Below are 22,384 nucleotides of genomic sequence, written 5' to 3'. Positions count from 1 at the left end.
GGGATATGTCAGCAGGAGGCAAAGTTATGTATCACGCAGAAACGATAAAAGAGAAGCTGCGGCTGTTTATGGTTATTTTAGTTCCCATTTTGATTACACAGCTGAGCTATTTTGGCATGAATTTAATAGACACAATCATGTCCGGACGGGCTGGAACGGACGATCTGGCGGGTGTGGCGATTGGGGCTAATCTGTGGATGCCGGTATTTACAGCGGTGAATGGCATTCTGCTCGCCATCACACCGATCGTCTCCCAGCAGCTGGGGGCCGGGGAAGGGAGAAAGATTGCCGGAACGATTACACAGGGACTGTACCTTGGCGTACTTTTCGGAGTGCTTGTTATTACGCTCGGAGCGGCGGCGTTAAGCCCGGCTCTTTCGTTTATGTCGCTCGAACCAGGTGTTGAACGGATTGCGGCCCATTATTTGATTGGTCTCGCCTTTGGAATTATTCCGTTCTTTTTATCGATCGTGCTCCGGAACTTTTTTGATGCCCAGGGTCATACGCGGATTACGATGGTGATCATGCTCGGTACGCTTCCGTTTAATGCGTTCTTTAATTACGTGTTAATTTTTGGCAAATTTGGCTTTCCGGAGCTCGGCGGTATCGGAGCAGGCTACGCGACGGCAATTTCCTATTGGATCATTTTTGCGTTCAGCATCATAATGACGTTCCGGATTCCGGCGATGAGGAAGTTCCGCATTTTTCTGGATTGGTACAGGCCGTCCTGGCAGTCGTGGAAGGAGCAGCTGCGGATCGGCGTGCCGATGGGGATGTCGCTGTTTTTTGAATCGAGTATTTTTTCGGCAGTGAGTCTTTTAATGGCTTCGCTGTTCAGCACAGTTACAGTCGCTGCCCACCAGGTGGCGCTCAGCTTCACGTCTCTGATCTTTATGGTGCCTTTAAGTATTTCCATCGCTTTGACGATTGTGGTGGCGTATGAGGTGGGCGGCGGCTATCTTGAGGGTGCGAAGGCTTATACACGCCTCGGGGTGGCGGCAGCCATGGGTATCCTTGGTGTAGCCTCTATTGGTATATTTCTGCTGCGCGAGCCGATCGCCTATATTTATACGACCAATGAAGAAGTTGTGCAGCTTGCTGCCCAGTTTTTCCTGTTCGCGATCGTCTATCAGATTTCAGATGCCGCCCAGGCCTCGCTTCAGGGGGTGCTCCGGGGCTATAAAGATGTGACCGTTCCATTTTTCACGGCGCTCGTCTCCTACTGGGCGCTCGGGCTGCCGGCCGGGTACCTGCTTGCTGTCACGACGCCGCTCGGTCCGTTTGGCCTCTGGCTTGGCATCACTGTCGGGCTGACCAGTGCCGCAATCGGATTTTTCATCCGGCTGAAAGTAGTGGTAAAAAGACACGAAGGAGGCTTTGGTTTCTCTTAGTCCCCGCTTTCTTTAAAACCCAAGCCGGTGACGGTATTTCTGCAGCCATTGTTCGTTTTGGTCATCCCCGCCGTCAGCATTGCCGCTCGTAAAAATAGGCGGCGTTTTCCCCCGGTCCGCCGTTATTTCAATCGCACGGGCAATAGCTGCCTGCAGCATGGCGGTTCCTATCGCTGTAGAGCTTGAGGCAAATGGAGTCGGGAGATCCGGGTGCGTCAGCAGTGCATCTCCGGGCGGCGCATGGTTATCGAGGACAATATCGACGACATCCATCAGCCTGAATCCGTCTTTATGACGGGAGGACTGGCCCGAAGAATAAGCAACCGAGGTCAGGCCGGCGACTGCAGCGCCGGCTTTTTTGGCGTGGAGGGCGACATCGATCGGTACAGGGTTTCTCCCGGAGGTGGAAATAACGATCACAGTGTCCTCCGGCTGAATATTTTCGTTCGCTAAAAACGTAGAGGCGTAATCGTTTGTACGCTCAAGCTCGGAGGAGCGCAGAGCCCCTTCGTGAAGCATGACCGGTTCATGAAGAATGGGGTGGATCGGAACGAGGCCGCCGGCCCGGTAGTAGACTTCGAGCGAAAGAAGATGTGAATGTCCGCATCCGAATAGGTGAATGACCCCATCGTGTTCCAGTGTATTGGCGATCGCTCCGGCGCATGCTTCCATCTGGCTATGTTCCTGTTTTTCCACAGCGCTCAGCTGCTGGCGGATACTGGAAAAATATTTTTCTATCATAATACGTATCATCCTTTCTTCACGATAAAAGTATACCTGTTTTCAGGCAGAGAAAAAGCCCCCGCCTTTGAAACGGGGGCAATGATTATTCTGTCTTGGAATCAGGATGCTGGGCGCGCATAGCGTCTGCGACAAATTCCACCTCAGTGCCAATAATAACCTGCAGGTTGGTTTTATCTACTTTTACTACACCACGTGCCCCGTTTTGCTTCAGCTTGTCTTCATCGACTTCGTCTATGTCATTCATCTGAAGCCGCAGCCTTGTAACGCAGTTATCGATCGATTGAATATTGGAATACCCTCCGAGGGCAGCTACGTAATTTTTGGCGAGCGATTCATATTTGTCATCGCCACTGTTTGCATTCGCTGTCGTGACCGTTTCCTCATCTTCGCGGCCCGGGGTTTTAATATTCAGCAGACGGATAAGCGCCGAGAAGACGATGAAGTAAAGAATACCGAATATCAGCCCTATCCCGAGCAGCAGCACAGGCTTGGTCGCGATGCCGAAGTTAATCAAATAGTCAATGAACCCGGCAGAGAACCCGAAGCCGTTTAATATGCCAAGCTCGAACGTAATCATCATCGCAAGTCCGGTCATCAGTGCGTGTACTACATAAAGCAGCGGAGAAAGGAACATAAATGTAAATTCAATTGGTTCCGTAATACCGGTCAAAAATGAAGTGAGTGCCAGGCTGCCGAGCATACCGGCTACTTCTTTGCGGCGCTCCGGCTTTGCTGCCAGAATCATTGCCAGGCAGGCACCTGGAAGACCGAACATCATAATTGGGAAGAATCCGGCTGTGTATGCACCAGCGTTCGGATCCCCGTTGAAGAAGCGGGTCAATTCACCGTTGTAGCCCTGAAAAGAGCCAAAATCAAACCATATATATACGTTAATAATATGGTGCAGCCCGGTTGGAATCAGGAGCCGGTTCAAAAATCCGTACAGTCCGGCGCCGGCGGAACCAGTATCCGTAATTACGCCGGTGACCTGGTCAATGCCGCTTTGAACCGGCGGCCATACATAGCCAAAGATAAACGCAAATAAAAGCATCGTAACGGCGGTGATAATAGGTACGAACCGCCTGCCTCCAAAGAAGCCGAGGAACTGTGGCAGCTGTATGTTATAAAAGCGGTTATATAAAAGTCCGGCCGTAATCCCTGCGATAATGCCGCCAAGCACCCCCATATCGATATTTTCGTCAATGCCTGTAAGGCCACCGTCCAGAATCAGATAGCCAACCACGCCTGCAAGTGCGGCAGCGCCGCTTCCGTCCCTGGAAAAACCAATTGCCAGGCCGACTGCAAACAGTAGTGCCAGGTTGTCGAAAATGAACTGGCCGGCGCTTGCGACAAAGGCTATGCCGAGCAGGTCATCCTGGCCAAAACGAAGAATAAGAGCTGCAGCCGGAAGAGCTGCGATCGGAAGCATCAGCGAGCGCCCGAGCTTCTGGAACTTGCCCATGATTTGAATGTTTCCAAGCATAAGTAGATCCCCCTTTAATATAATGTATGATGAAAATGTACCTTATTTTAGTTATAGATGTCTATACCAATTTTCTTAAAAATTTAAAAACTCTGTTAAAGAATCTGACGACATCTATAAGGTAACGCTTACAAACATAGTAACACATTATATATAGATGTCTATACCATTTTCTCAATAGATTTTTAAAGCAGGCATGATACGATAAAAAGAAAAAGAAAAGGTGATAAAAGTGAAATTTGACCTTCATAACCATCACGACCGCTGCGGGCATGCAGAAGGCACAATCGAGGATTACATTCAGGCAGCGATTCGGAAAAAGCTCGACGTAATCGGTATTTCCGACCATTCCCCATTTTTTGCTAGTACAGAGGAGCAGCCGTATCCACGCATTACGATGGCCAGAGGAGAATTCCCTGCGTATATTGAGGAAATCCGGCAGCTGAAGGAAAAATACATAAACGACATTGAAGTGCTTATCGGCGTGGAATCGGACTATTTCCCGGATAAGGAAGCACCTTATCGGAAGCAGTATGAAAGGTATCCAATGGATTATGTGATCGGATCGGTCCATTTTGTAAACGGCGTGAATATTTTCGATACCTCAAGATGGGAAGGTATGGACGATGCGGATATCCGTCAGGTAAAGGAAGAATATTACCGTCAGATTGCGCTGTCTGCCAAAAGCGGCATGTTTGATATTCTGGGCCATATCGATGCCTTAAAGGGTTATTTCCCCTATGCGGAAGAGATCGATACTCCGGAAGTGGAGAAAACGCTCCGGATAATCGGGGAGAAAGGCACAGCCATTGAAATTAACACCTCCGGCAAAACTAAATACTGCGGAGGCTGGTATCCATCGGATGAAATGCTCGAACGCGCCCTGTATTACAACGTTCCGGTTACGTTCGGCTCCGATGCGCACGTGCCGGAGAGAATCGGGGACGACCTGGAAGAAGTACAGCAGCGCCTGAAACAGATCGGCTATCGTTCCTGGAGGTTTTTTCGGAAGCGCCGCCCGATGGACGTGAATCTGTAAGCTATATAAATTTATATATGTAAGCTGGAGAAGAGTGAATGTACGCTTTTTTCCGGCTTTTTTACGTTAATGTAGCGATATTAATAAAGACCGCTGTAAATATCGAGAATGAAGACCGATGAAAGTAGTAGAAGAATAACGTACGATAGAAGAGGTTTCGTGTGTAATTTATAATTATACAGTAGGAAAGTATAGACGCCGGGACGCCAATATGAAAAAATGTATTAAGTATAATTCAAATGTTTAGTTATTTTTGCACCTGTACAGCTAAATGAATCAATTTCTATACAGAGGCAAAAACGATTAATATTACGGAGCCCGTCACTGAAGAAAGGAGATTTACCCTTAATGCCAGCAAAGTATGAAGAACAGTTACAGGAAATTCTGTACGAGGCGATCCAGGAGCATAACTACGATCGCGCCGAGCAGGCCGTAAACCATATGCGCAACCTCGAGCGGATGGAGGCATTTATCGCAGGAGAGGACGTCACTTATCCGGAACGAAGCAGCGCAGAGGCTGCAGCTTCCGGGGAAAACGGATTGGTCGACTTGTCCGCTCCCACAGTCTCCTTTAGAGAGCAGCCCCGGATGAACGGAAACAATATTTCTGCAGGACGGGGCCGGGAGACGCTCCTTTTATACTATATTGAAGAAGAAGGGCTGCTGAAATTCAAAAAAGCACCGCAGACGTATGCCGTAAGCGTTGATTTTTTCCGGACATTTTTGCAGAACCTGGTCTCCTGGGAAAATAAATCTCCTTTTTCCTCCAAGGATTACTTTGAAGCCTTCGGGGATTCACTGAAAGAAAAGTCCACCTATCAGGCCTCCACGCTGCGCCAGTTCATAACACTTCTTTTCCGCTATTGCGTAAAGCTTGATATTCTTGAAAAACCGGAAGTGCATCAGCGCAGCAGATACATTCTGGCAGACGATATCAGCGTTGAAGAGATCATCGACTATATTAAAGAACATAGAATACTACAAATGTAATATAAAGTTAAAGAAAAGCTTCCTCCGCTGGATTTCAGGCGGAAGAAGCTTTTTTATTTTACTAAGTCTATTATAACGGGCATAAAGTTTTACGTAGGTCTAAAATCATCAATAAAGTTACGGATTTGTGTGCAAAATTACAGTTGTGTAACAAAAGTGATCGTTCTATTGAATTAGTTAAACCCCCAACATATAATACGAATAGCTTATAAAACGGAAAAAACATATTAAATAATTTAAAAATAAAATAACAGGAGGTGTGATCGTCTTAAACTCTTAATAATAAAAAATATCCCTTTTATTACATATATTTCTATCAGATATTTCATTCTGAAACTTTAGAACCACAACATACACACTCCGGATATTAAGAGACTTTACAGGCGAAAACATAATGAAAAAATTCTTATTCAGCGCTGCTCTGGCAGCAGGACTTCTTGCAACACCGACTGTCGCGGATGCGGCGCTTGGAGACCAGACGTTAAAAGTAGGCCACCGGAATTCAGATGTAAAAGAACTGCAGGAGTACCTTAAAAGCGAAGGCTTCCACACCGGAGCAATTGACGGGGTGTTCGGACCAGTAACAGCAGGCTCGCTAAAATCATTCCAGCGTTCCAAGAGCATTGGCGTGGACGGCGTGGCCGGGCCAATTACGTTCAGTAAAATGAACCTTGGCGGCAGCAGCTCTTCCTCCAAAGTATCTTCGAATTCTTCGGGTTCCACCAGCTCAAGCGTTTCTTCAAGACTCCGTCAGGGCGACCGCGGCAGTGAAGTAAGAAGCCTGCAAAGCACGCTCAAAAGCAAAGGGTTTTATAACAGCTCTGTGGACGGGGTATTCGGTCCAGTGACGGCAGCTGCCGTTAAAGACTTCCAGCGCACAGCGGGTATTGGCGTGGATGGAGTTGTCGGACCAGTTACACAGAAGGCATTAAAAAGTAATGTAACAGCTTCTTCCGGCAGTTCGAGTTCTTCCTCCAGTTCAAGCAGTACGGTAGCCGGAGTATCAACAGGATCTTCCTCCGCAGTAGTGGAAACAGGCAAACAGTATATTGGCACCCCGTACGTGTGGGGCGGCACCTCTACGAGCGGCTTTGACTGCAGCGGTTTCGTGCAGTACGTCATGAAGCAGCACGGCGTCACAACGAAACGGACAGTCGCACAGATGTGGACGCAGGTATCGAGGGTGTCGAATCCAAGCGTAGGTGATGCAGTATTTTACGAAACAAGAACCGGTCCGTCGCACATGGGCTTCTACGTTGGAAACGGCAAGTTTCTCCATGCCGGTGCTTCGACCGGCGTTACTATTTCCGATATGAACAGCTCCTACTGGAAATCCCGTTATATTGGAGCGGGCCGCTTTTAAACAACATAAATAACCGTGAGGCTGAAAAGCAGAGTAATTGCTTTCAGCCTCTTTTTTGTGATAAAAGTAGCAGTTGGCGCAGGGTGTAAGACTAAGATATTTTTACTTTGTTTGAGAGGTTGTGTGCTATACTTAGATAACTTAGTCGTTTTCCATGCCGAAGAAATAATACGGGTAACAAACCAAAGGAGTGGAAGAATTGATTGACATTAACAGCTACATCTTAAATGATGAAGACGAAACGGCGGAGAAAGAACATAATGTCAGGCAATTACTCGAAGAGTACAACCAGGCAGGAATGAAAGATATTATTGTTGCTCCGAAACAATGGCATGGTAACGAAAAACGCCCGGGAGACACGATTCCATTTTTAATTGAACAGTTTCAAAAGCAGTGGCGCGGTGAGTTGGGAGTTCTCCGTATTCATCCAGGTCAGTGCGTACGACTGACTAATACACTGGTAAATGAATTAAAAACGGAAGAAGCATTAACGCTAAACGGCAGCCGGTACGTGCTTGTAGACTGGAGCGAAGAACTTTCCTACCACGAAATGCACGCGCATTTACATGAATTGCGTATGGAAGGTTACATGCCGATCCTGGCAGAACCGGAAAAAGAACCGGGATTCCAGGAGCACCCCGAAGAGCTGTACCGATTGATTAAAAATGGATCACTTGCACAGGTGAACGCGGAGAGCTTCAGCAAATCGGCGCCGAAGCCGGAGAGACAGCTGGCAGAGAAAATGATCCAGTACCGGTGGATAAATATTGTGGCGAATGTAACCATCGATTCCTTTGATGGAGGCCTCTCCATGGAAGCCGCTTTCGACAGTATTGAAAAGCTCGCTGGAAGGGATTACGCTGAAATGATCAAAGACAACGGGACCTGCGTGCTGGATAACCGTTATGTCAGTACGGAAGAGCCGTTTTCCTTAAAAGAAAAGCGGAGATGGTTCATGCCAAACCGCTCCAAAGCCAAATAAAAAACGGTGTCCTCTGTGGAGGGCACCGTTCTCGTTATTCTGCGGGCGCTTCTTCGCCGTCTTCAAGCTCGAGATGATCCCGCAGCATGTTCGAGATTTCCTGTACTTCGGCCGGGTCCTGTTCCATGTAGTAAATACCGTCAATGGTCCGGTCCTGTCCATTTTCAAAATTGATATTTTCAATATCGTTCCGTGCGCTGAAGTAATTCGAGCGCAGATCCTTCATATCATCGAAGGTCATGTTCGTGCGCACATTTTCTTCCACGACATCAAGATAGTCGCCGATACGTGTAATGGACGTAACACTCTGCCCCTTGTTCGCAATAGCTTCAATCACCTGGCGCTGGCGTTCGTTGCGCCCGAGGTCACCGCGTGGATCTTCTTTTCTCATGCGCACGTAAGTGAGTGCCTTTTCCCCGTCCATTTCGATTTCACCTTCGGGGAAGTCGTATCCATCGTCGCTGAATTCAAAATCGTTTTCTACCGTAACGCCGCCGACCGCATCCACCATATCCTCAAATCCTTCGAAATTGATGGTCGCATAGTAGTCAATCGGCACATTCAAAAAGTTTTCTACTGTATTCATGGCCATATCGGCACCGCCAAACGCGTACGCATGCGTAATTTTATCTTTTGTGCCGCGCCCAACCATTTCCGTGTACGTGTCACGAGGTATGCTGACCATTTTAGTCGATTCAGTTTCAGGATTCACGGTCGCCACAATCATTGTATCCGTACGTCCGGAAGTACTTCCGTTTCGGGCGTCGACGCCCATGAGCAGAATGGAAATCGGCTCGCTCGTATCCATATCCACATCCGCGTCGCGAAGGTCACTTTGGCGGTCATCGCCTTCGTTAATATTTTCTGCGGTATCTGCCACGGAATCGTAGAGATACCAGGCGTAAATGCCAACTGCGATAAGGAGCGCGAGAAACAGCCCGCCAATAATAAGTAATGCTTTTTTCATATGTGTTCATTTCTCCTGTCTGCCTGGTTATGTAGTATTGCTTTATTTTATAGTTAATTCAGCAATAGTTCAATAGGCTGTAATTATATGATATTTGCCACAAATAATAGTCGCCTTAAATGCCAGGAAGTTACAAAAAAATCCAGACAATATAATTGCCTGGATTCGTTTCGTTATTTGTTCAATCCCTTAATGGATTCCGGCGTAGCCCCGGCGGTCAGCGCACAGAAGGCTTCCTGCTCTTCAAAGGAAAGCGTCTGGATAAACTGCTGCAGCTGTTCATCGTTCGCCTGTCTGCGAATTTTCTGCACTTCTTCTATATAAAGACTGCGCACAGAATTCGGCAGCGCCTGGACGTCTGGCGGCAGTTCTTCTGCCGGCTGAAGCAGCGCACAGAGACTTTGATAGCGGAGCTGAAGCTTCCGGGTCAGCTGAACCGCATGGGTCCACAGCGTATACAGCTCTTCGTTGCTTTGCTTCAATGCGCAGCGTTCTTCATCGACGCTCCGGAGCGTCTGGATACTAGTTAACGTGATCATACTGCATGCCCTCCTCGTGTTCATCCCATGGTTTTTCCAGGGTAATGAACTTCGCGAGTTCCTTGCTTTTCTGCCGGTGTTGCTTCCGGTCAATCTCGCGATCCTGGCCGGTTTCAAACAGCGTTTTTTCTTCCTCAGTTTCCGGAATAATATCCGGGACCGGCACTGGTTTGCCGTGGTCGCCAAGAGCGACAAAGGTTAAAAAGGCAGTAGCTGCAATCCGGCGTTCCCCGCTCATCATGTCTTCAGCGATAACCTTGCAGAAGATTTCCATTGAGCTTGTGCCGGTATAGGAAACGAATGATTCAATGCAAACCGAATCCGTCTGGAAAATCGAGCAAAGAAAATCGATGGAATCGGTCGAAGCGGTAACGCATTCCTTCGCGCGGGAATGCCGGCGGGCCGACAGCGTGGCGCAGCTGTCGAGTTTTTTCATCAGAACACCGCCAAAAAGGGAATTGTAGTTATTTAAATCGTTCAGCAGTACCTGGTCCGTGTTGACGATACGGCTTTCACGCATTTTCCGTGACTGCATAGTGAAGTCTCCTTTCATTTATAAGGATACTCCACACATGACCATAATAAAAATGAATGATTAATATGATTATCATAACTTTCATCTATGGTGTATGCATTAATCCTCCTGCTTCATTTTGGAAAGCACCGGAATGGAAAAATCGAGCCACTCCTTAGCGATAAACGAAAGGTAATGCTCGCGGTGCCAGATGAGGCCGAGCTTCCAGCGGAGCGCCTCCCCGGCAAGCGGCCGGATAACAACCTCGCCGCCAAGCTCCCGGCAGATACTTTCAGGCAGGAGAGTGATGCCGAGGCCGCTCACGACCATTTTCTCGATAAAATCCCACTGCGAGCTTTCCGAAAGAATATTAGGCATAAATCCAATGTCCCGGCAGGCAGTAATAATCTGCTGGCGCAAAGAGAAATCCTGGTTAAACAGCAAAAAACGCTCTCTGCTAAGCTCGGCAAGTCCGACAGATGCCTGAGCCGCAAGCGCGTGACGGGCAGGAAGCACGACCTGGAGCGGTTCGTCGACGAACGGGTGCGTATGAAAAAGCGATTCCTCGGTAGGCAGGACTACGGCGCCGACATCGAGATCGCCGTGCAACAGAGCCTCTTCAATTTTTTTTGAGCCGTTTTCTTCAAGATGCAGGGTGATCTCCGGATACTTTTCGTGAAATGGAGCGATCACCCGGGTGAAAAAGGAGGAGCTTAAGATCGGCGGCAGGCCGATACGGAGCTGCCCGCGCTTCAAGCCGCGGAGGGCATCGAGCTCGTGCTCAAGACCGTGATAGGCGTGACGTATTTTTTTGGCCTGCTCGAGCATGACAGCGCCGGCATCGGTAAGAGTCAGTTTTTTACGCGAACGGTCAAACAGCGTTACTCCCCATTCCTCCTCGAGCTGCCGCAGCATCTTGCTGATTGTCGGTTGGGTGACGTACAGGTGTTCAGCGGCGCGCGTTATGCTTTCGAGCCGGGCAGATTCCATAAAATAAACGAGCTGGCGGTAGTCCATGCGATCACTCCAATGATTCAGATGATTTTATTGTAATAGAGTCATGTCAAAAAAGAAAATGTTGACTTTCCAAAATGAAAGCGTTAACATTTAATTACTTATTAAAACAATTTTAAAAAGTATAGGTGGCTATCATGACAGTAACAAACGCAAATATGTTAAAAACAGCAAATCGCAGGCGTATATTTGAATTGCTTCATCGCAGTGAAATGCCGATGACACAGCAGGAAATGGCCAAAACGACAGGCTTAACCGTAGCTTCCGTCGGTAATATTTTAGTTGATTTGGAAAAAGCACGACTGCTGCAGGAAGCGGGGCAGGCGCTGTCCAACGGCGGAAGAAAACCGACATTATATACCCTGGATGCTGAATGGCACTATCTGGTTGGTGTAAGCATTTCCGTGGAAGAGGTCACGCTTGTGATTACTACATTAAAGGGGGAGATAGTTTACCGGAAAACAAATTCTTTTTCGTTAGAGGAAGACCCTGAAGCCGTACTCGGGAGAGTGATAAATGAGCTGAAAAAAATTACAGCTGCCCCGGAATTTCAATTGAAGGAAATGGCGGGCATAGGAATCAGTTCGCCAGGGCCGATCAACGCGTCAGAAGGAATTATCTTATCGCCGCCTCATTTGCCTTTATGGAGAAACGTCCAGATTGTTTCTTTATTTGAAACAGCGTTTGAAACAGATGTCATCCTGGAAAAAGATGCAAACTGTATGCTGCTCGGCGAATGGCATTACGGCCGGGCGCGGGAAGCAGAAAATGTTCTTTATTTTATGATCGATTTTGGGATAGGAAGCAGCTATATTATAAACGGCCAGCTCTTTCGAGGAGCTAGCCACCTGGCAGGAGAGGTAGGCTTTGACAGCAGCCGGCTTCGTCCGAAAAATAACGCGACTGGCAAATCTTTATACTCTATTCTTCCTATTATGAAAGAAGCCAGAGAGCGAATACATCAAGGCGAATCAACATCGCTGCCCAATAATTTAAATTCCATAGACCAATTCATTGACTGCTACGCAAAAGAAGACCCGCTGGCCCGGGAAATTATCCAGGAAAGCATGGAGGACGTCGGCTGTGCCATTGCAGACAAAGTCAATTTTCTGAACCCGGAGCTGGTTGTGATTGGCGGCAGGTTGATCACGGCTGTACCGGACTTTGCCAAAGAAGCGGAAAAGGTAGTGAAGGAATGCGTTTACCCTGAAACGGCAAATGCGATGAAATTCATATCCTCAACATTTGGCTGGGAAGCGGAAGCTATGGGCGCCGCTTCGCTGATCTTAAAGCAAATGCTGCATTAGTGTTGCAGCCTTTAGCTTTTACTTACTTATTAAAATCATTTTAAAAAGTGCAGGGTTATAAAATATTGCAGATCGGAGGCGGTGCCTCATGAAAAAATCAATATCTATTGGAATATCTATGCTGGTAATAGCAGGGCTGGCAGGATGCAGTGGAGAAAACCCGAGCGCCGAAGAAAAAAAGACGCTCACCTGGTACACGACAGCAGGTTATTCACCTGAAGCCCCATCAGCCGCCACTTCAGATTATATTTCAGGAAACGTACAGTCGTTTGAAAAAGAGCATCCGGATATGGATATACAAATAAGTCTTCAATCGAGCAATATTGATGAAGCGATGGCAAGACTCCTTGAACAGGCAAACACCGGCCGGGCCCCGGACATGGCTGCGATTGACGGTTATATGCTGGACCGTTATAAGGAGTATCTGCAGCCTTTGGATGAACTAATGGAGGAGCGCGGCATCGATCCGGATGATTACCTTCCATTTGCGGAAAAGGTGTTACGGGGCGATGACGGGAAGATTTATGGCTTGTATATGAGCACGGATACGAGAATGCTTTACTATAACAAAGAAGTAATTGAGGAGCCGCCGTCGACATGGGATGAAGTAATTGAAGTCTCCAATGAAGTACAAAAAGAAGGCTATGAAGGGCTTGTTCTTCCGCTGGGAATCGGGGAAGGCACGTCGGTGACGTCATTATGGCCGTTATTCTGGTCGCAGGGCGGCGAGCTGGTGGACGAGGAAGGGAACCCGACGTTTGGCGAAGGTAAGAACCGAGAAGCAATGATCCGTACGTTTGAGACGCTCGACCGTGCCCAGGAAGAAGGAGCGGTTTCCAAACGCATGGCAAGCTCGGGACAGGAAAATGATGCAAACGGCGAGGTTGCTGCCGGCGATACGGCCATGTTCCTTGGCGGAAGCTGGCAGGCGGCTACGATAGAAGAGATACTTGGTGACGACTTTGAAAACTGGGAAGTAGCTTCACTCCCGACAATTGAAGAAGATGATCCGACCGTGTCAAGCGCCGGCGGCTGGGCGTGGGGGATCTTTACAGAAGACCCCGAAAAGAAGGAAGCCGCCTTTGATTTTCTTATGGATTCCTTTATCAGTGAAGAAGGAATGGGCGAATTCACCTCGATTCAAGGGTCGCTTCCGGCCCGGCAGTCGGTCTATGAAGCCGATTCCTACAATCCTGGCGCTTTCAATGACGAGTTTCTGACATCTCTGGAAACAGAAGCTGAAGCCCGTCCAGGATCTTCAAAATACAATGAAATTTCGGTACAGCTGCAAACGGCTATTTCCCAGGTAATATCCGGAAGTAAGGAGCCGGAGCAGGCGGTCGATGATGCATGGGAGATTGTTACCTTTGGAGAAGGCGGTGAGAGTGAATGAGCACATACGACAAAGCGATTCCCCCTCAAAACACGGAAAAAAAGCGGAGGCCGAGAAGGACCATGTGGGATACACCGTACCCTTGGCTACTCCCTCTCTTGTTAGTGCTGGCTGCAGTGTTTCTTTATCCGATTCTCCAAATAGTGCGGCTGAGCTTCACTGATGCAAATATGATTCAGGTGGGGTACGACTATACGCTGGAATCATACCTTCGAATGTTCACGCTCCCAGGTTTTCTGCCAATGATCGGCACGACGGCGTTCTTTGTATTTTTCAGTGTGGTTTTTCAACTATTTGCCGGATTTATCGTCGCGCTTCTCATTGTCCAGGGGGAGAAAATGAATTTGAGAGGGACGGTGGTCGTGCGTACGTCCGTGCTGGTAGCCTGGGCAATTCCAGGTGTCGTCATCGGGGTTATCTGGGGTATGCTGTATAACGAAACAGACGCAGGCATTATCAATTATGCTCTGAGTACCGTTGGCCTCGGACCCGTTTCCTTTCTTTCCGACCCCACCATGGCACTTTTGTCCGTGACGCTTGCGAATATATGGCGGGGGACAGCGTTCAGCATGATCTTAATGTATGCAGGTTTGAAAACGGTTTCGAAGGATGTGCTCGAAGCGGCGGTCATCGACGGGGCAAATGCCCTGCAGCGGATGAAAAGTGTTATTCTCCCTGCGATCGCTCCTATTATTCTGGTCAACCTCATCATTATTTCGATCGATACCTTCAATACGTTTGATATGGTGATGGCGCTTACAGGCGGCGGGCCGGGTAATAGTACAGAGGTTATCGCTTTAAGTATTTACACCGCTATTTTCAGGGAGTTTAACCTTGGAGAAGGTGCTGCGACCGCAGTAGTGCTGTTGGTTGTGAACGTAGTGATGACGCTTGTGTACTTAAAGGTACTCGGCCGAAGGGGGGAAGAATAAATGATGGTAGGTGCGAAAAAACAGCGTTGGATAAGGATTGGGCTGTATACAAGCTATGTGCTTGTCGTACTCAGCTTTTTATTTCCGCTTCTCTGGGTGTTCTCCCTGTCCCTGCAGACGAGGTTTGAGGTGCTTCAGGTGCCTCCAAGCATTATCCCGACAAGCTTTGCGATCGGGAATTACCGGGAGGTGCTTGATACAGCTCCGGTGCTTCAGTATTTGTGGAATTCATTCCGGATTGTCGCTTCCACAGTCATATTAACACTACTCATCGCAGTGCCGGCGGCGTTTGCCTTATCAAGATACCGGATGAAATTTAAAAACCATCTTATGATAGCCATTTTAATGACACAAATGATCTCTGCGGTCGTGATCACAATACCTATTTACCGGCTGTTTGCAAGCTGGGGGCTGCTGAACCAGCTGTGGCTGGTCGTTCTCGTGTACGTTGCTGTGGTGCTTCCATTTACCACCTGGTTTTTGAAAAATTATATCGATACCGTGCCGGTTGATATGGATGAAGCAGCCATTATCGATGGATGCAATAAATGGCAGATGCTTAGCCGGGTTCTGTTTCCGGTCAGCATGCCAGGGATTGTGTCGGTGGTTATTATTGTCGCTGTGCAGAGCTGGTCGCAGTTTGTCATTCCATTCATTTTGATCGATGATGCGTCGCTGTACCCGGTCTCGGTCGGCGTCGTAAATCTTCAGTCCACCCAGACACAGATTACGACCCACCTGCTTGCTGCAGGCAGCATCATGTCCATTATTCCAGTAGTCATTTTATTCGTCCTGCTGCAGCGCTACATTGTCGGAGCACTGACAAGCGGAGCTGTTAAAGGATAGCAGGGATTTATTTCAGAGAGGATGAGAATCATGTTTTGGACAGAAGAAAAATTGGCACAGCGGATAAGTGAATTAAAGCAATACCGGTATACAGGAAAGCAGCCCATCGAACGCTTCGAAACGGTGGAGGAGGAAACGGGAGAAGAAATTATTCACTCCATGCCTAATCAGGAGCCAAAAGAAATGACTATTGGCGACCGCTGGGAAGGAAGAGACCGCTACCTGTGGCTGAAAACAGAAGTGGAGATTCCGGAAGAGTGGAGCCAGGAAAAAATTGTCGGTGTGTTCGACTTTGGCAAAACAGGCGGTGGTCATAATTCCGGGTTTGAATCCCTGCTGTATGTTAACGGGGAACCGATGCAGGCAGTGGACGGAAATCACAAGGAGGTATTTTTCCCTAACCGGATTGCCGGACAAAAAATCACGCTGGAATTCCGGCTCTGGTCAGGCCTTGAAGGAATTAAAGGAAACCAGGAAATCCAGGAGCACCGTCTGCAGACTGCCTTTATTTCCTGCCTGAATGAACCGGCGGATGATCTGTATTACACAGCGGAAGCGGCTCTGGAAACGACGGCTGTGCTCGACGGACGGGATGCTAAACGGGCGCTGCTGCTGCAGGCGCTTGACCGGTCGTTTAAGCAGATCGACTGGCGTACCCCGGGAAGCAGTGAGTTTTATTCCTCCGTGAGACGAGCAAACGAACAGATGCACGAGGAGATGGGTTCCCTGCAGGAGGAACACCCGCTGACGGTAAGGGCCGTCGGCCATACACATATTGATGTTGCCTGGCTCTGGCGTCTGAAGCACACAAGGGAAAAAGCGGGACGCTCCTTTTCCACCGTGCTGAAATTAATGGACCAGTATCCGGAATACCAGTTTCTGCAGACCCAGCCCCAGCTGTATGAGTATATAAAAAACGATTATCCGGACATTTACGAACAAATTAAGCAGCGGATAGCCGAGGGCCGCTGGGAAGCCGGAGGGGCAATGTGGCTCGAAGCCGACTGTAATATTCCCTCCGGTGAATCCCTGAGCCGGCAGCTGCTGTACGGCCAGCGTTTTCTCGAACAGGAGCTGGGAGTGAAGCGGTGCCGGTATTTGTGGCTTCCGGACGTGTTCGGCTATTCATGGGCGCTGCCGCAGATATTGAAGCAGGCAGGCATTGATACATTTATTACAACCAAAATCAGCTGGAACCAGTACAACCGGATGCCGCATGACACCTTCACCTGGCGCGGGATCGACGGGACAGAGATTGCTGCGCATTTCATTACGACGCCGGACGGGTCGAATAAATATACCTACAACGGTGAAATTGAAGCCGAAAGCATTCAGGGCATCTGGGATCAGTACCGGGACCGCTCCTTTAATAATGAACTGCTTCTCTCCTACGGATACGGGGATGGAGGCGGAGGGGTGAACCGGGACATGCTGGAAAAAATCCGCCGGTTTGATGAAATGCCCGGGCTTCCGAATGTAAAAACAGGCAGGGTGGATGAGTATCTTGAGGGGCTTCATGAACGGATGGAACAAACCGATCAGTACGTCCACATATGGGACGGGGAGCTGTATCTGGAGTACCACCGGGGTACGTACACAAGCCAGGCGTACAATAAAAAAATGAACCGTATCGCCGAACAGCGTTACCGCCGGGCAGAATGGCTCGATACGCTTGCCTATCTTCAGAACGGCTCATGGAGCAACGGGCATCAGGATAGACTTCACGAAGGGTGGAAAATCATTCTGCGCAACCAGTTCCATGATATTATCCCCGGCTCCTCTATTAGAGAAGTGTACGAGGACAGTACGAAAGAATACGCGGAAGCGCTGGAGCTGGCGGCCAAAAATGAACAGGAAACAAAGGCGAAGCTTCTGAAAATTGACCCCGCCGGCGAGAAATTAACGGTATTTAATCCAGCCTCCCACTCACGCGGGGCAGTAATTCAGGTGCCGGACGCAGAGCACAGCTGGACCGACCATACAGGAAACCAGCTGCAGGTGCAGACAGAAGAATCCGGAGAGATGCTCGTCCATGTACCGAACCTGCCAGCACTGGGATATAAGGTCATCTATGCCAATGGAACTGCCCAGCAGAAGCAGGATACGCCGTTCCAATACGACAACCACCGGCTGGAGACCCCTTTTTATACGATTGATTTTAATGAACACGGGCAGTTGGTGAGTGTGTATGACAGGGAAGCCGGAAGGGAAACGCTTGCCGGGCCGGCGAATGTACTTGAAGTGTTTGAGGACAAGCCGCTCGCATTTGATGCCTGGGATATTGATATCTTTTATAAGGAAAAACAGTACACCGTTTCTGAGCTGAAAAAAGCCGAGCTGGTAGAAAACGGTCCGCTTCGTGCAGTAATAGCCCTGGAATGGAGCTACCAGTCTTCTGCGGTATATCAGAAGGTCATCGTGTACAGCCATTCGCGGAGAATTGACTTTGAAACGACGGTCGACTGGCACGAGCATCAGCAGCTGCTTAAAGCAGCGTTTCCGGTCCAGATCCGTGCCACCGAAGCGACCTACGACATTCAGTACGGCAATGTGAAGCGTCCGAACCATTGGAATACAAGCTGGGACATGGCGATGTTTGAGACGGTGGGACATCAATGGGCGGACCTTTCGGAGCGGGATTACGGTGTAAGCCTCCTCAATGACTGCAAGTACGGCTACGATATTAAAGATAACGTTATGAAGCTGACGCTGTTAAAATCAGCGATAGAACCGGATCCGACCCAGGACCAGGGCGAGCACATGTTTACGTACAGCCTGTTTCCGCACCGAGGAGACTGGTTTGAAGGAGGCACTGTTCAGGAAGCCACGGAGCTGAATGTACCGGCAGACACTGCTCCCGGGAGCATGGAACTGGAGGAATACAGTTTTCTGCAGCCGGATTCGGCCAATATTACTGTGGATGCCGTCAAGCAGGCGGAGGATGATGACGGAATTATCGTTCGTCTGCATGAGCATGGAGGTATGCGAGGGGAAGTGACGTTTACAAGCGCCCATGATTTTTCCTCCTGCACGGAATGCAGTCTGCTCGAAGAACCGGAAAAAAAGCTCGCCGCCGGTTCCAGCCTGACGCTCGATTTTAAACCATATGAAATCAAAACGATTAAGCTTACTGTTTGATCAGCAAAAAATCACAGCCAGGAAGACTTCGGTTAACGACGTCTTCCTGGCTTTTTTTGTGTCTGATCGCCCGCAGGTCTTCTGCATAAAATTACAAAAATATGATAAGCTGTTGATATGGAATAAACGTAAAGGAGCAAATGATTATGATTGATTTGCATTCACATATACTCCCTGGTATTGACGACGGGGCTGGAACGATTCAGGACAGCATCGAAATGGCAAGAGCCGCGCAGTTAAACGGCATACATACTGTTGTTGCTACACCGCACCATAAAAACGGGGCCTGGGACAACAGCGGCCAGGACATTCCGCACCTGGTGGATTACGTAAACGAATCACTAAAAAGCGCCCGTATTGAAGTGAAGGTTCTGCCGGGTCAGGAGAACCGGATTAACGGTGAACTGGTCGATGATTTGAAAAAAGGGATCTCAATCGGTTTAAATCACAGCCGCTATGTGTTTGTCGAGTTCTCGAGCGCCCAGGTGCCAAGGTACGCCAAGCAGCTGATGTTTGAGCTGCAGGTAGAGGGCTATGTGCCGGTCATCGTACACCCTGAGCGGACGAAGGCATTCCGCGAGCAGCCGGACCTTTTGCATGAATTTGTGAAAAACGGCGCTCTTACACAGGTTACTGCCCACTGCTTTACCGGGAAGATGGATAAAAGCATTAAGCAGTTTGCTGAAAATATAATAACCCACAACCTCACGCACGTGGTGTCGACAGACGCCCACAACATTGATATGCGCCCGTTTGACCTGCGTGAGGCTTATGATTACATTGATCAACATCTGGGTGGGGAATACGTGGATACCTTTTTGGAAAACGCCGAGCGTATTATTGAAAATAAAGACCCGCTGCTCGACGAACCGTTAAAGATCAGAAATAAGAAAAAATTTCTCGGACTATTTTAAATGAACTAAGAGAATACTAAAAAAAGCCGGGCTGTTTGTGTAGGAACTCGAATTAAAAGGGGAAGACAATGCCGACTATAATTACAAGCGCAATTATTTCAATTGCAGTAGAAGCAGGACAGGAAATTATGGATGTGTATAAGCGGGATTTTACCGTCGAACATAAAGAAGACGATTCCCCGCTGACAGAAGCAGACAAGCGTGCACATAACGTAATTGCTAAAGGACTTCACGAAGCAGACCCGGAAACTCCGGTCATCAGTGAAGAAGGAAACACCGTGGATTATGAAAAGCGTAAAGACTGGGAAGCGTTTTGGCTCGTGGACCCGCTGGACGGCACCAAGGAATTTGTGAAAAAGAATAATGAATTCACGGTTAATATCGCAAAAATAGAAAACAAATATCCAGTCATGGGTGTCATTTACGTTCCTGCGCAGGACGTACTTTATATCGGCGGAAGATCATTTGGAGCCTACAAGATTAACGATGTTACCTCCAAACTGCCCCTCAGCGAAGAGCTGCTCCAGCAGCATGGCGAGAAGCTTTCATCTTCCAAACCTGAAGGAGAGGTGAACGTTGTAGCGAGCCGCTCGCACATGTCAGCAGAGACAGAAGCGTTCATTAATGAATTGAAAGAGACTTACAGCAATGTGGATGTAGTGTCCGCTGGCAGTTCATTGAAGTTCTGTCTGATCGCAGAAGGGAAGGCTGATTTTTATCCGCGCTACGCTCCAACGATGGAGTGGGATACCGGCGCCGGCCAGGCAATCGTTGAAGCGGCCGGGGGGACGGTAGTAAGATACGAAGACAATGAAAGATTCTATTATAATAGAAAAGATCAGACCAACGGCTGGTTTATCGTAAAATCGTTTTAATCATAATAAACTATGAACTAATGAAAAGAGACTCCCGCAGCGGGTCTCTTTTGCTGTATAATCATTCCTATAAGAATGGTAGGAAATAGAGGGGTACATATGACCATCGAAATGGGTGTTGTATTAATATTAATCGTGGGGATGCTATTAGCGCTGTTTTTTGAAATCGCACGGCCGGATATGATCGTTTTTACCGTTTTGGTCATTCTTTTGATCAGCGGTATTCTCACGACAGAACAGGCCCTGGTCGGTTTTTCCAACGAAGGAATGCTAACGGTCGCGCTTTTATTTATCGTCGCCGGAGCAGTGCAAAAGAGCGGGCTTGTGGAGCGGTTTATGACCAGCTGGCTGCAAAAGAGCCGTGGTCCGGTTTCATCGATGGTACGCACCTTTGTTCCAATATCCGGAATGTCAGCGTTTTTAAATAACACCCCGATTGTGGTGGCCTTCACCCCGATTATAAAAAAATGGTGCGAAGACCGCGGTTATGCGCCTTCCAAATTTTTAATCCCGCTGTCGTACGCCACGATTATGGGTGGAACAATTACGCTGATTGGCACGTCGACCAATCTGGTGGTCCACGGTATGCTTCTGGATTACGATATGGCGGGATTTGGCATGTTTCAGCTGGCACTCGTTGGTCTGCCGCTGACGATTGTTGGTCTGATTTATCTGTTTACGGTCGGCTATCGGCTACTGCCGGCCTATGAAGGAACGCAGAAACGGATGGAGGATGAGGCGAAGGAATATTTGTGTGAAATGAAGGTTGAGCCGACGTTTCCATACGTACGGAAAACCGTTCAGGAAGCAGGGCTCCGGGACCTGCAGGGAATGTTTTTGATCGAAATTATCCGCCGGGATGAGCGCATATCGCCGGTAAGCTCCAATACAATTGTGCAGGCGGGGGATCGTCTGATTTTCACCGGGGTACTTGAGAAAATGGCCGACCTGCAACGGACAGCGGGGCTTACGCTGAAAACGGGAACTGAGTTGACGCTGGATGACCTGCAGAATGGTTCGAACCAGCTGGTGGAGGCCGTCGTCTCCCATCAATCCTCGCTTCAGGCCAAAACAATTAAACAGGCGCAGTTTCGTTCGTCCTACGATGCAGGTGTAGTCGCAGTGCATCGTAACAACGAACGAATACAGAGTAAAATCGGAGATATTCGCCTTCGACCCGGGGATTCGCTTTTGCTGCTAGCCGGATCGGATTTTCTGCAGAAATACAAGCGCTCGAACGATTTTTATGTCGTTTCTGCCCTGGAGACCCCGGGCTCGATCAGGGAGAAGCCAGCGAAGGGCTGGTTCTCGCTCGGGGTACTGCTATCGATGATTGCGATTGTGACGATCGGATGGCTCAGCATGTTTCAGGCAATGGCGCTTGCGGTACTCATTTTCTTGGTGGCGCGTATTATTACACCCGAGGAAGCAAAGCGCTATGTGCAGTTTCAGGTGCTTCTGTTGATTGCAAGTGCCTTTGGGGTGGGGCAGGCAATGACTGAAACAGGACTCGCGGCCTGGATAGCAAAGGGGCTGCTTGCCTTCGGGGAGCCGCTTGGCATCATTGTCATTCTGTTTTTCATTTATGCCCTGACCAACCTGTTCACTGAGCTGATCACAAACAGTGCGGCGGCTGTGCTGATGATTCCGATCGGGATCAGTATTGCCGAAAGCCTGAATGCCAATCCGATGGGATTTGCCGTAACAATTGCGATCGCCGCTTCGGCGAGCTTTGTAACTCCGATCGGGTACCAGACGAACCTTATTGTGTACGGGCCTGGTGGCTACAAATTCTCCGACTATATTAAAGTTGGTCTTCCGCTCACGATTATTGCGATGGTGATGACTGTCGGCATTGTGAACACATTTTATTTTTCTTAGATTGTCAATTTAAGCGCAACACTTCTTCGTGAAACACTTCTTCCGTGGTTTTCCCATGCAAACAATTTCTGG

19 protein-coding genes are annotated in these 22,384 nt (G+C 48.7%); 13 read left to right on the top strand and 6 right to left on the bottom strand.

Annotated elements, in window-relative coordinates:
• Nucleotides 1-26 precede the first annotated feature (26 nt).
• Nucleotides 27-1,391, top strand: coding sequence for an MATE family efflux transporter (locus ACTRXI_RS10080; protein ID WP_474262300.1), 1,365 nt, complete (start codon nt 27-29; stop codon nt 1,389-1,391).
• A 12-nt stretch (nt 1,392-1,403) separates the two neighbouring features.
• On the opposite strand, the gene ACTRXI_RS10075 is transcribed toward ACTRXI_RS10080, so the two are convergent.
• Together ACTRXI_RS10075 and nagE are read right to left on the bottom strand one after the other, a co-directional pair.
• A complete protein-coding gene (locus tag ACTRXI_RS10075) occupies nt 1,404-2,132 on the bottom strand; it encodes an SIS domain-containing protein (protein WP_474262299.1) in 729 nt (242 codons plus the stop codon).
• 85 nt (nt 2,133-2,217) lie between these two features.
• Nucleotides 2,218-3,600, bottom strand: coding sequence for an N-acetylglucosamine-specific PTS transporter subunit IIBC (gene nagE / locus ACTRXI_RS10070; RefSeq protein ID WP_474262420.1), 1,383 nt, complete (start codon nt 3,598-3,600; stop codon nt 2,218-2,220).
• Between the two features lie 250 nt (nt 3,601-3,850).
• Here nagE and ACTRXI_RS10065 point away from each other — a divergent pair, with 250 nt between their 5' ends.
• The 4 genes from ACTRXI_RS10065 to ACTRXI_RS10050 all read left to right on the top strand — a co-directional run bounded on the left by ACTRXI_RS10065 (nt 3,851) and on the right by ACTRXI_RS10050 (nt 7,992).
• Nucleotides 3,851-4,657: a histidinol-phosphatase gene (locus ACTRXI_RS10065; RefSeq protein WP_474262419.1), complete on the top strand. Its 807-nt coding sequence runs from the start codon at nt 3,851-3,853 to the stop codon at nt 4,655-4,657.
• Nucleotides 4,658-5,005: 348 nt separating this feature from the next.
• Nucleotides 5,006-5,647, top strand: coding sequence for a hypothetical protein (locus tag ACTRXI_RS10060; protein ID WP_474262298.1), 642 nt, complete (start codon nt 5,006-5,008; stop codon nt 5,645-5,647).
• A gap of 394 nt (nt 5,648-6,041) precedes the next feature.
• Entirely contained in the window at nt 6,042-7,010 is a 969-nt protein-coding gene (locus ACTRXI_RS10055) for a C40 family peptidase (RefSeq protein ID WP_474262297.1), read from the top strand.
• Nucleotides 7,011-7,209: 199 nt separating this feature from the next.
• Entirely contained in the window at nt 7,210-7,992 is a 783-nt protein-coding gene (locus ACTRXI_RS10050; RefSeq protein WP_474262296.1) for a CpsB/CapC family capsule biosynthesis tyrosine phosphatase, read from the top strand.
• A 34-nt stretch (nt 7,993-8,026) separates the two neighbouring features.
• On the opposite strand, the gene ACTRXI_RS10045 is transcribed toward ACTRXI_RS10050, so the two are convergent.
• From ACTRXI_RS10045 to ACTRXI_RS10030, 4 genes are all read right to left on the bottom strand, one after another.
• Complete coding sequence (locus tag ACTRXI_RS10045; RefSeq protein WP_474262295.1) at nt 8,027-8,959, bottom strand: LCP family glycopolymer transferase; 933 nt, start codon at nt 8,957-8,959, stop codon at nt 8,027-8,029.
• A gap of 173 nt (nt 8,960-9,132) precedes the next feature.
• Nucleotides 9,133-9,498 carry a hypothetical protein gene (locus ACTRXI_RS10040; RefSeq protein ID WP_474262294.1) on the bottom strand — a complete coding sequence of 122 codons (366 nt, stop codon included), beginning with the start codon at nt 9,496-9,498 and terminating at the stop codon, nt 9,133-9,135.
• The gene (locus tag ACTRXI_RS10035) at nt 9,482-10,033 is read right to left on the bottom strand and encodes an acyl-CoA thioesterase (protein WP_474262293.1); all 552 of its coding nucleotides are present in this window, start codon (nt 10,031-10,033) and stop codon (nt 9,482-9,484) included. The genes ACTRXI_RS10040 and ACTRXI_RS10035 overlap by 17 nt, the downstream gene beginning before the upstream one ends.
• A gap of 99 nt (nt 10,034-10,132) precedes the next feature.
• Complete coding sequence (locus ACTRXI_RS10030) at nt 10,133-11,029, bottom strand: LysR family transcriptional regulator (protein ID WP_474262292.1); 897 nt, start codon at nt 11,027-11,029, stop codon at nt 10,133-10,135.
• Nucleotides 11,030-11,163: 134 nt separating this feature from the next.
• Here ACTRXI_RS10030 and ACTRXI_RS10025 point away from each other — a divergent pair, with 134 nt between their 5' ends.
• The 8 genes from ACTRXI_RS10025 (at nt 11,164) to ACTRXI_RS09990 (ending at nt 22,312) form a co-directional block, all read left to right on the top strand.
• Nucleotides 11,164-12,333 carry an ROK family transcriptional regulator gene (locus tag ACTRXI_RS10025; RefSeq protein ID WP_474262291.1) on the top strand — a complete coding sequence of 390 codons (1,170 nt, stop codon included), beginning with the start codon at nt 11,164-11,166 and terminating at the stop codon, nt 12,331-12,333.
• Between the two features lie 88 nt (nt 12,334-12,421).
• Nucleotides 12,422-13,726, top strand: a complete 1,305-nt coding sequence (locus ACTRXI_RS10020) for an extracellular solute-binding protein (protein WP_474262290.1) — start codon at nt 12,422-12,424, stop codon at nt 13,724-13,726.
• Entirely contained in the window at nt 13,723-14,658 is a 936-nt protein-coding gene (locus ACTRXI_RS10015; protein WP_474262289.1) for a carbohydrate ABC transporter permease, read from the top strand. The genes ACTRXI_RS10020 and ACTRXI_RS10015 overlap by 4 nt, the downstream gene beginning before the upstream one ends.
• Nucleotides 14,659-15,504 carry a carbohydrate ABC transporter permease gene (locus ACTRXI_RS10010; protein ID WP_474262288.1) on the top strand — a complete coding sequence of 282 codons (846 nt, stop codon included), beginning with the start codon at nt 14,659-14,661 and terminating at the stop codon, nt 15,502-15,504.
• A 30-nt stretch (nt 15,505-15,534) separates the two neighbouring features.
• Nucleotides 15,535-18,642: an alpha-mannosidase gene (locus ACTRXI_RS10005; RefSeq protein ID WP_474262287.1), complete on the top strand. Its 3,108-nt coding sequence runs from the start codon at nt 15,535-15,537 to the stop codon at nt 18,640-18,642.
• Between the two features lie 146 nt (nt 18,643-18,788).
• Nucleotides 18,789-19,556, top strand: coding sequence for a tyrosine-protein phosphatase (locus tag ACTRXI_RS10000; protein WP_474262286.1), 768 nt, complete (start codon nt 18,789-18,791; stop codon nt 19,554-19,556).
• Between the two features lie 68 nt (nt 19,557-19,624).
• A complete protein-coding gene (gene cysQ, locus ACTRXI_RS09995; protein WP_474262285.1) occupies nt 19,625-20,431 on the top strand; it encodes a 3'(2'),5'-bisphosphate nucleotidase CysQ in 807 nt (268 codons plus the stop codon).
• Nucleotides 20,432-20,530: 99 nt separating this feature from the next.
• Complete coding sequence (locus ACTRXI_RS09990; protein WP_474262284.1) at nt 20,531-22,312, top strand: SLC13 family permease; 1,782 nt, start codon at nt 20,531-20,533, stop codon at nt 22,310-22,312.
• The last annotated feature ends 72 nt before the right edge of the window (nt 22,313-22,384 follow it).

It is taken from the genome of Marinococcus sp. LNHM4E3-1 (genome assembly GCF_056034405.1).
This window is presented reverse-complemented; position numbering and strand designations above follow the sequence as displayed.

Excerpts from the sequence above, each read along its gene's own strand:
- ACTRXI_RS10080 (WP_474262300.1), top strand. The coding sequence starts at position 27 with ATGTATCACGCAGAAACGATAAAAGAGAAGCTGCGGCTGTTTATGGTT.
- ACTRXI_RS10040 (WP_474262294.1), bottom strand. The coding sequence starts at position 9,498 with ATGATCACGTTAACTAGTATCCAGACGCTCCGGAGCGTCGATGAAGAA.
- ACTRXI_RS10015 (WP_474262289.1), top strand. The coding sequence starts at position 13,723 with ATGAGCACATACGACAAAGCGATTCCCCCTCAAAACACGGAAAAAAAG.
- cysQ (WP_474262285.1), top strand. The coding sequence starts at position 19,625 with ATGCCGACTATAATTACAAGCGCAATTATTTCAATTGCAGTAGAAGCA.
- ACTRXI_RS10025 (WP_474262291.1), top strand. The coding sequence starts at position 11,164 with ATGACAGTAACAAACGCAAATATGTTAAAAACAGCAAATCGCAGGCGT.
- ACTRXI_RS10010 (WP_474262288.1), top strand. The coding sequence starts at position 14,659 with ATGATGGTAGGTGCGAAAAAACAGCGTTGGATAAGGATTGGGCTGTAT.
- ACTRXI_RS10000 (WP_474262286.1), top strand. The coding sequence starts at position 18,789 with ATGATTGATTTGCATTCACATATACTCCCTGGTATTGACGACGGGGCT.
- ACTRXI_RS09990 (WP_474262284.1), top strand. The coding sequence starts at position 20,531 with ATGACCATCGAAATGGGTGTTGTATTAATATTAATCGTGGGGATGCTA.
- ACTRXI_RS10005 (WP_474262287.1), top strand. The coding sequence starts at position 15,535 with ATGTTTTGGACAGAAGAAAAATTGGCACAGCGGATAAGTGAATTAAAG.
- ACTRXI_RS10035 (WP_474262293.1), bottom strand. The coding sequence starts at position 10,033 with ATGCAGTCACGGAAAATGCGTGAAAGCCGTATCGTCAACACGGACCAG.
- ACTRXI_RS10020 (WP_474262290.1), top strand. The coding sequence starts at position 12,422 with ATGAAAAAATCAATATCTATTGGAATATCTATGCTGGTAATAGCAGGG.
- ACTRXI_RS10030 (WP_474262292.1), bottom strand. The coding sequence starts at position 11,029 with ATGGACTACCGCCAGCTCGTTTATTTTATGGAATCTGCCCGGCTCGAA.
- ACTRXI_RS10045 (WP_474262295.1), bottom strand. The coding sequence starts at position 8,959 with ATGAAAAAAGCATTACTTATTATTGGCGGGCTGTTTCTCGCGCTCCTT.
- ACTRXI_RS10075 (WP_474262299.1), bottom strand. The coding sequence starts at position 2,132 with ATGATAGAAAAATATTTTTCCAGTATCCGCCAGCAGCTGAGCGCTGTG.
- ACTRXI_RS10060 (WP_474262298.1), top strand. The coding sequence starts at position 5,006 with ATGCCAGCAAAGTATGAAGAACAGTTACAGGAAATTCTGTACGAGGCG.
- ACTRXI_RS10055 (WP_474262297.1), top strand. The coding sequence starts at position 6,042 with ATGAAAAAATTCTTATTCAGCGCTGCTCTGGCAGCAGGACTTCTTGCA.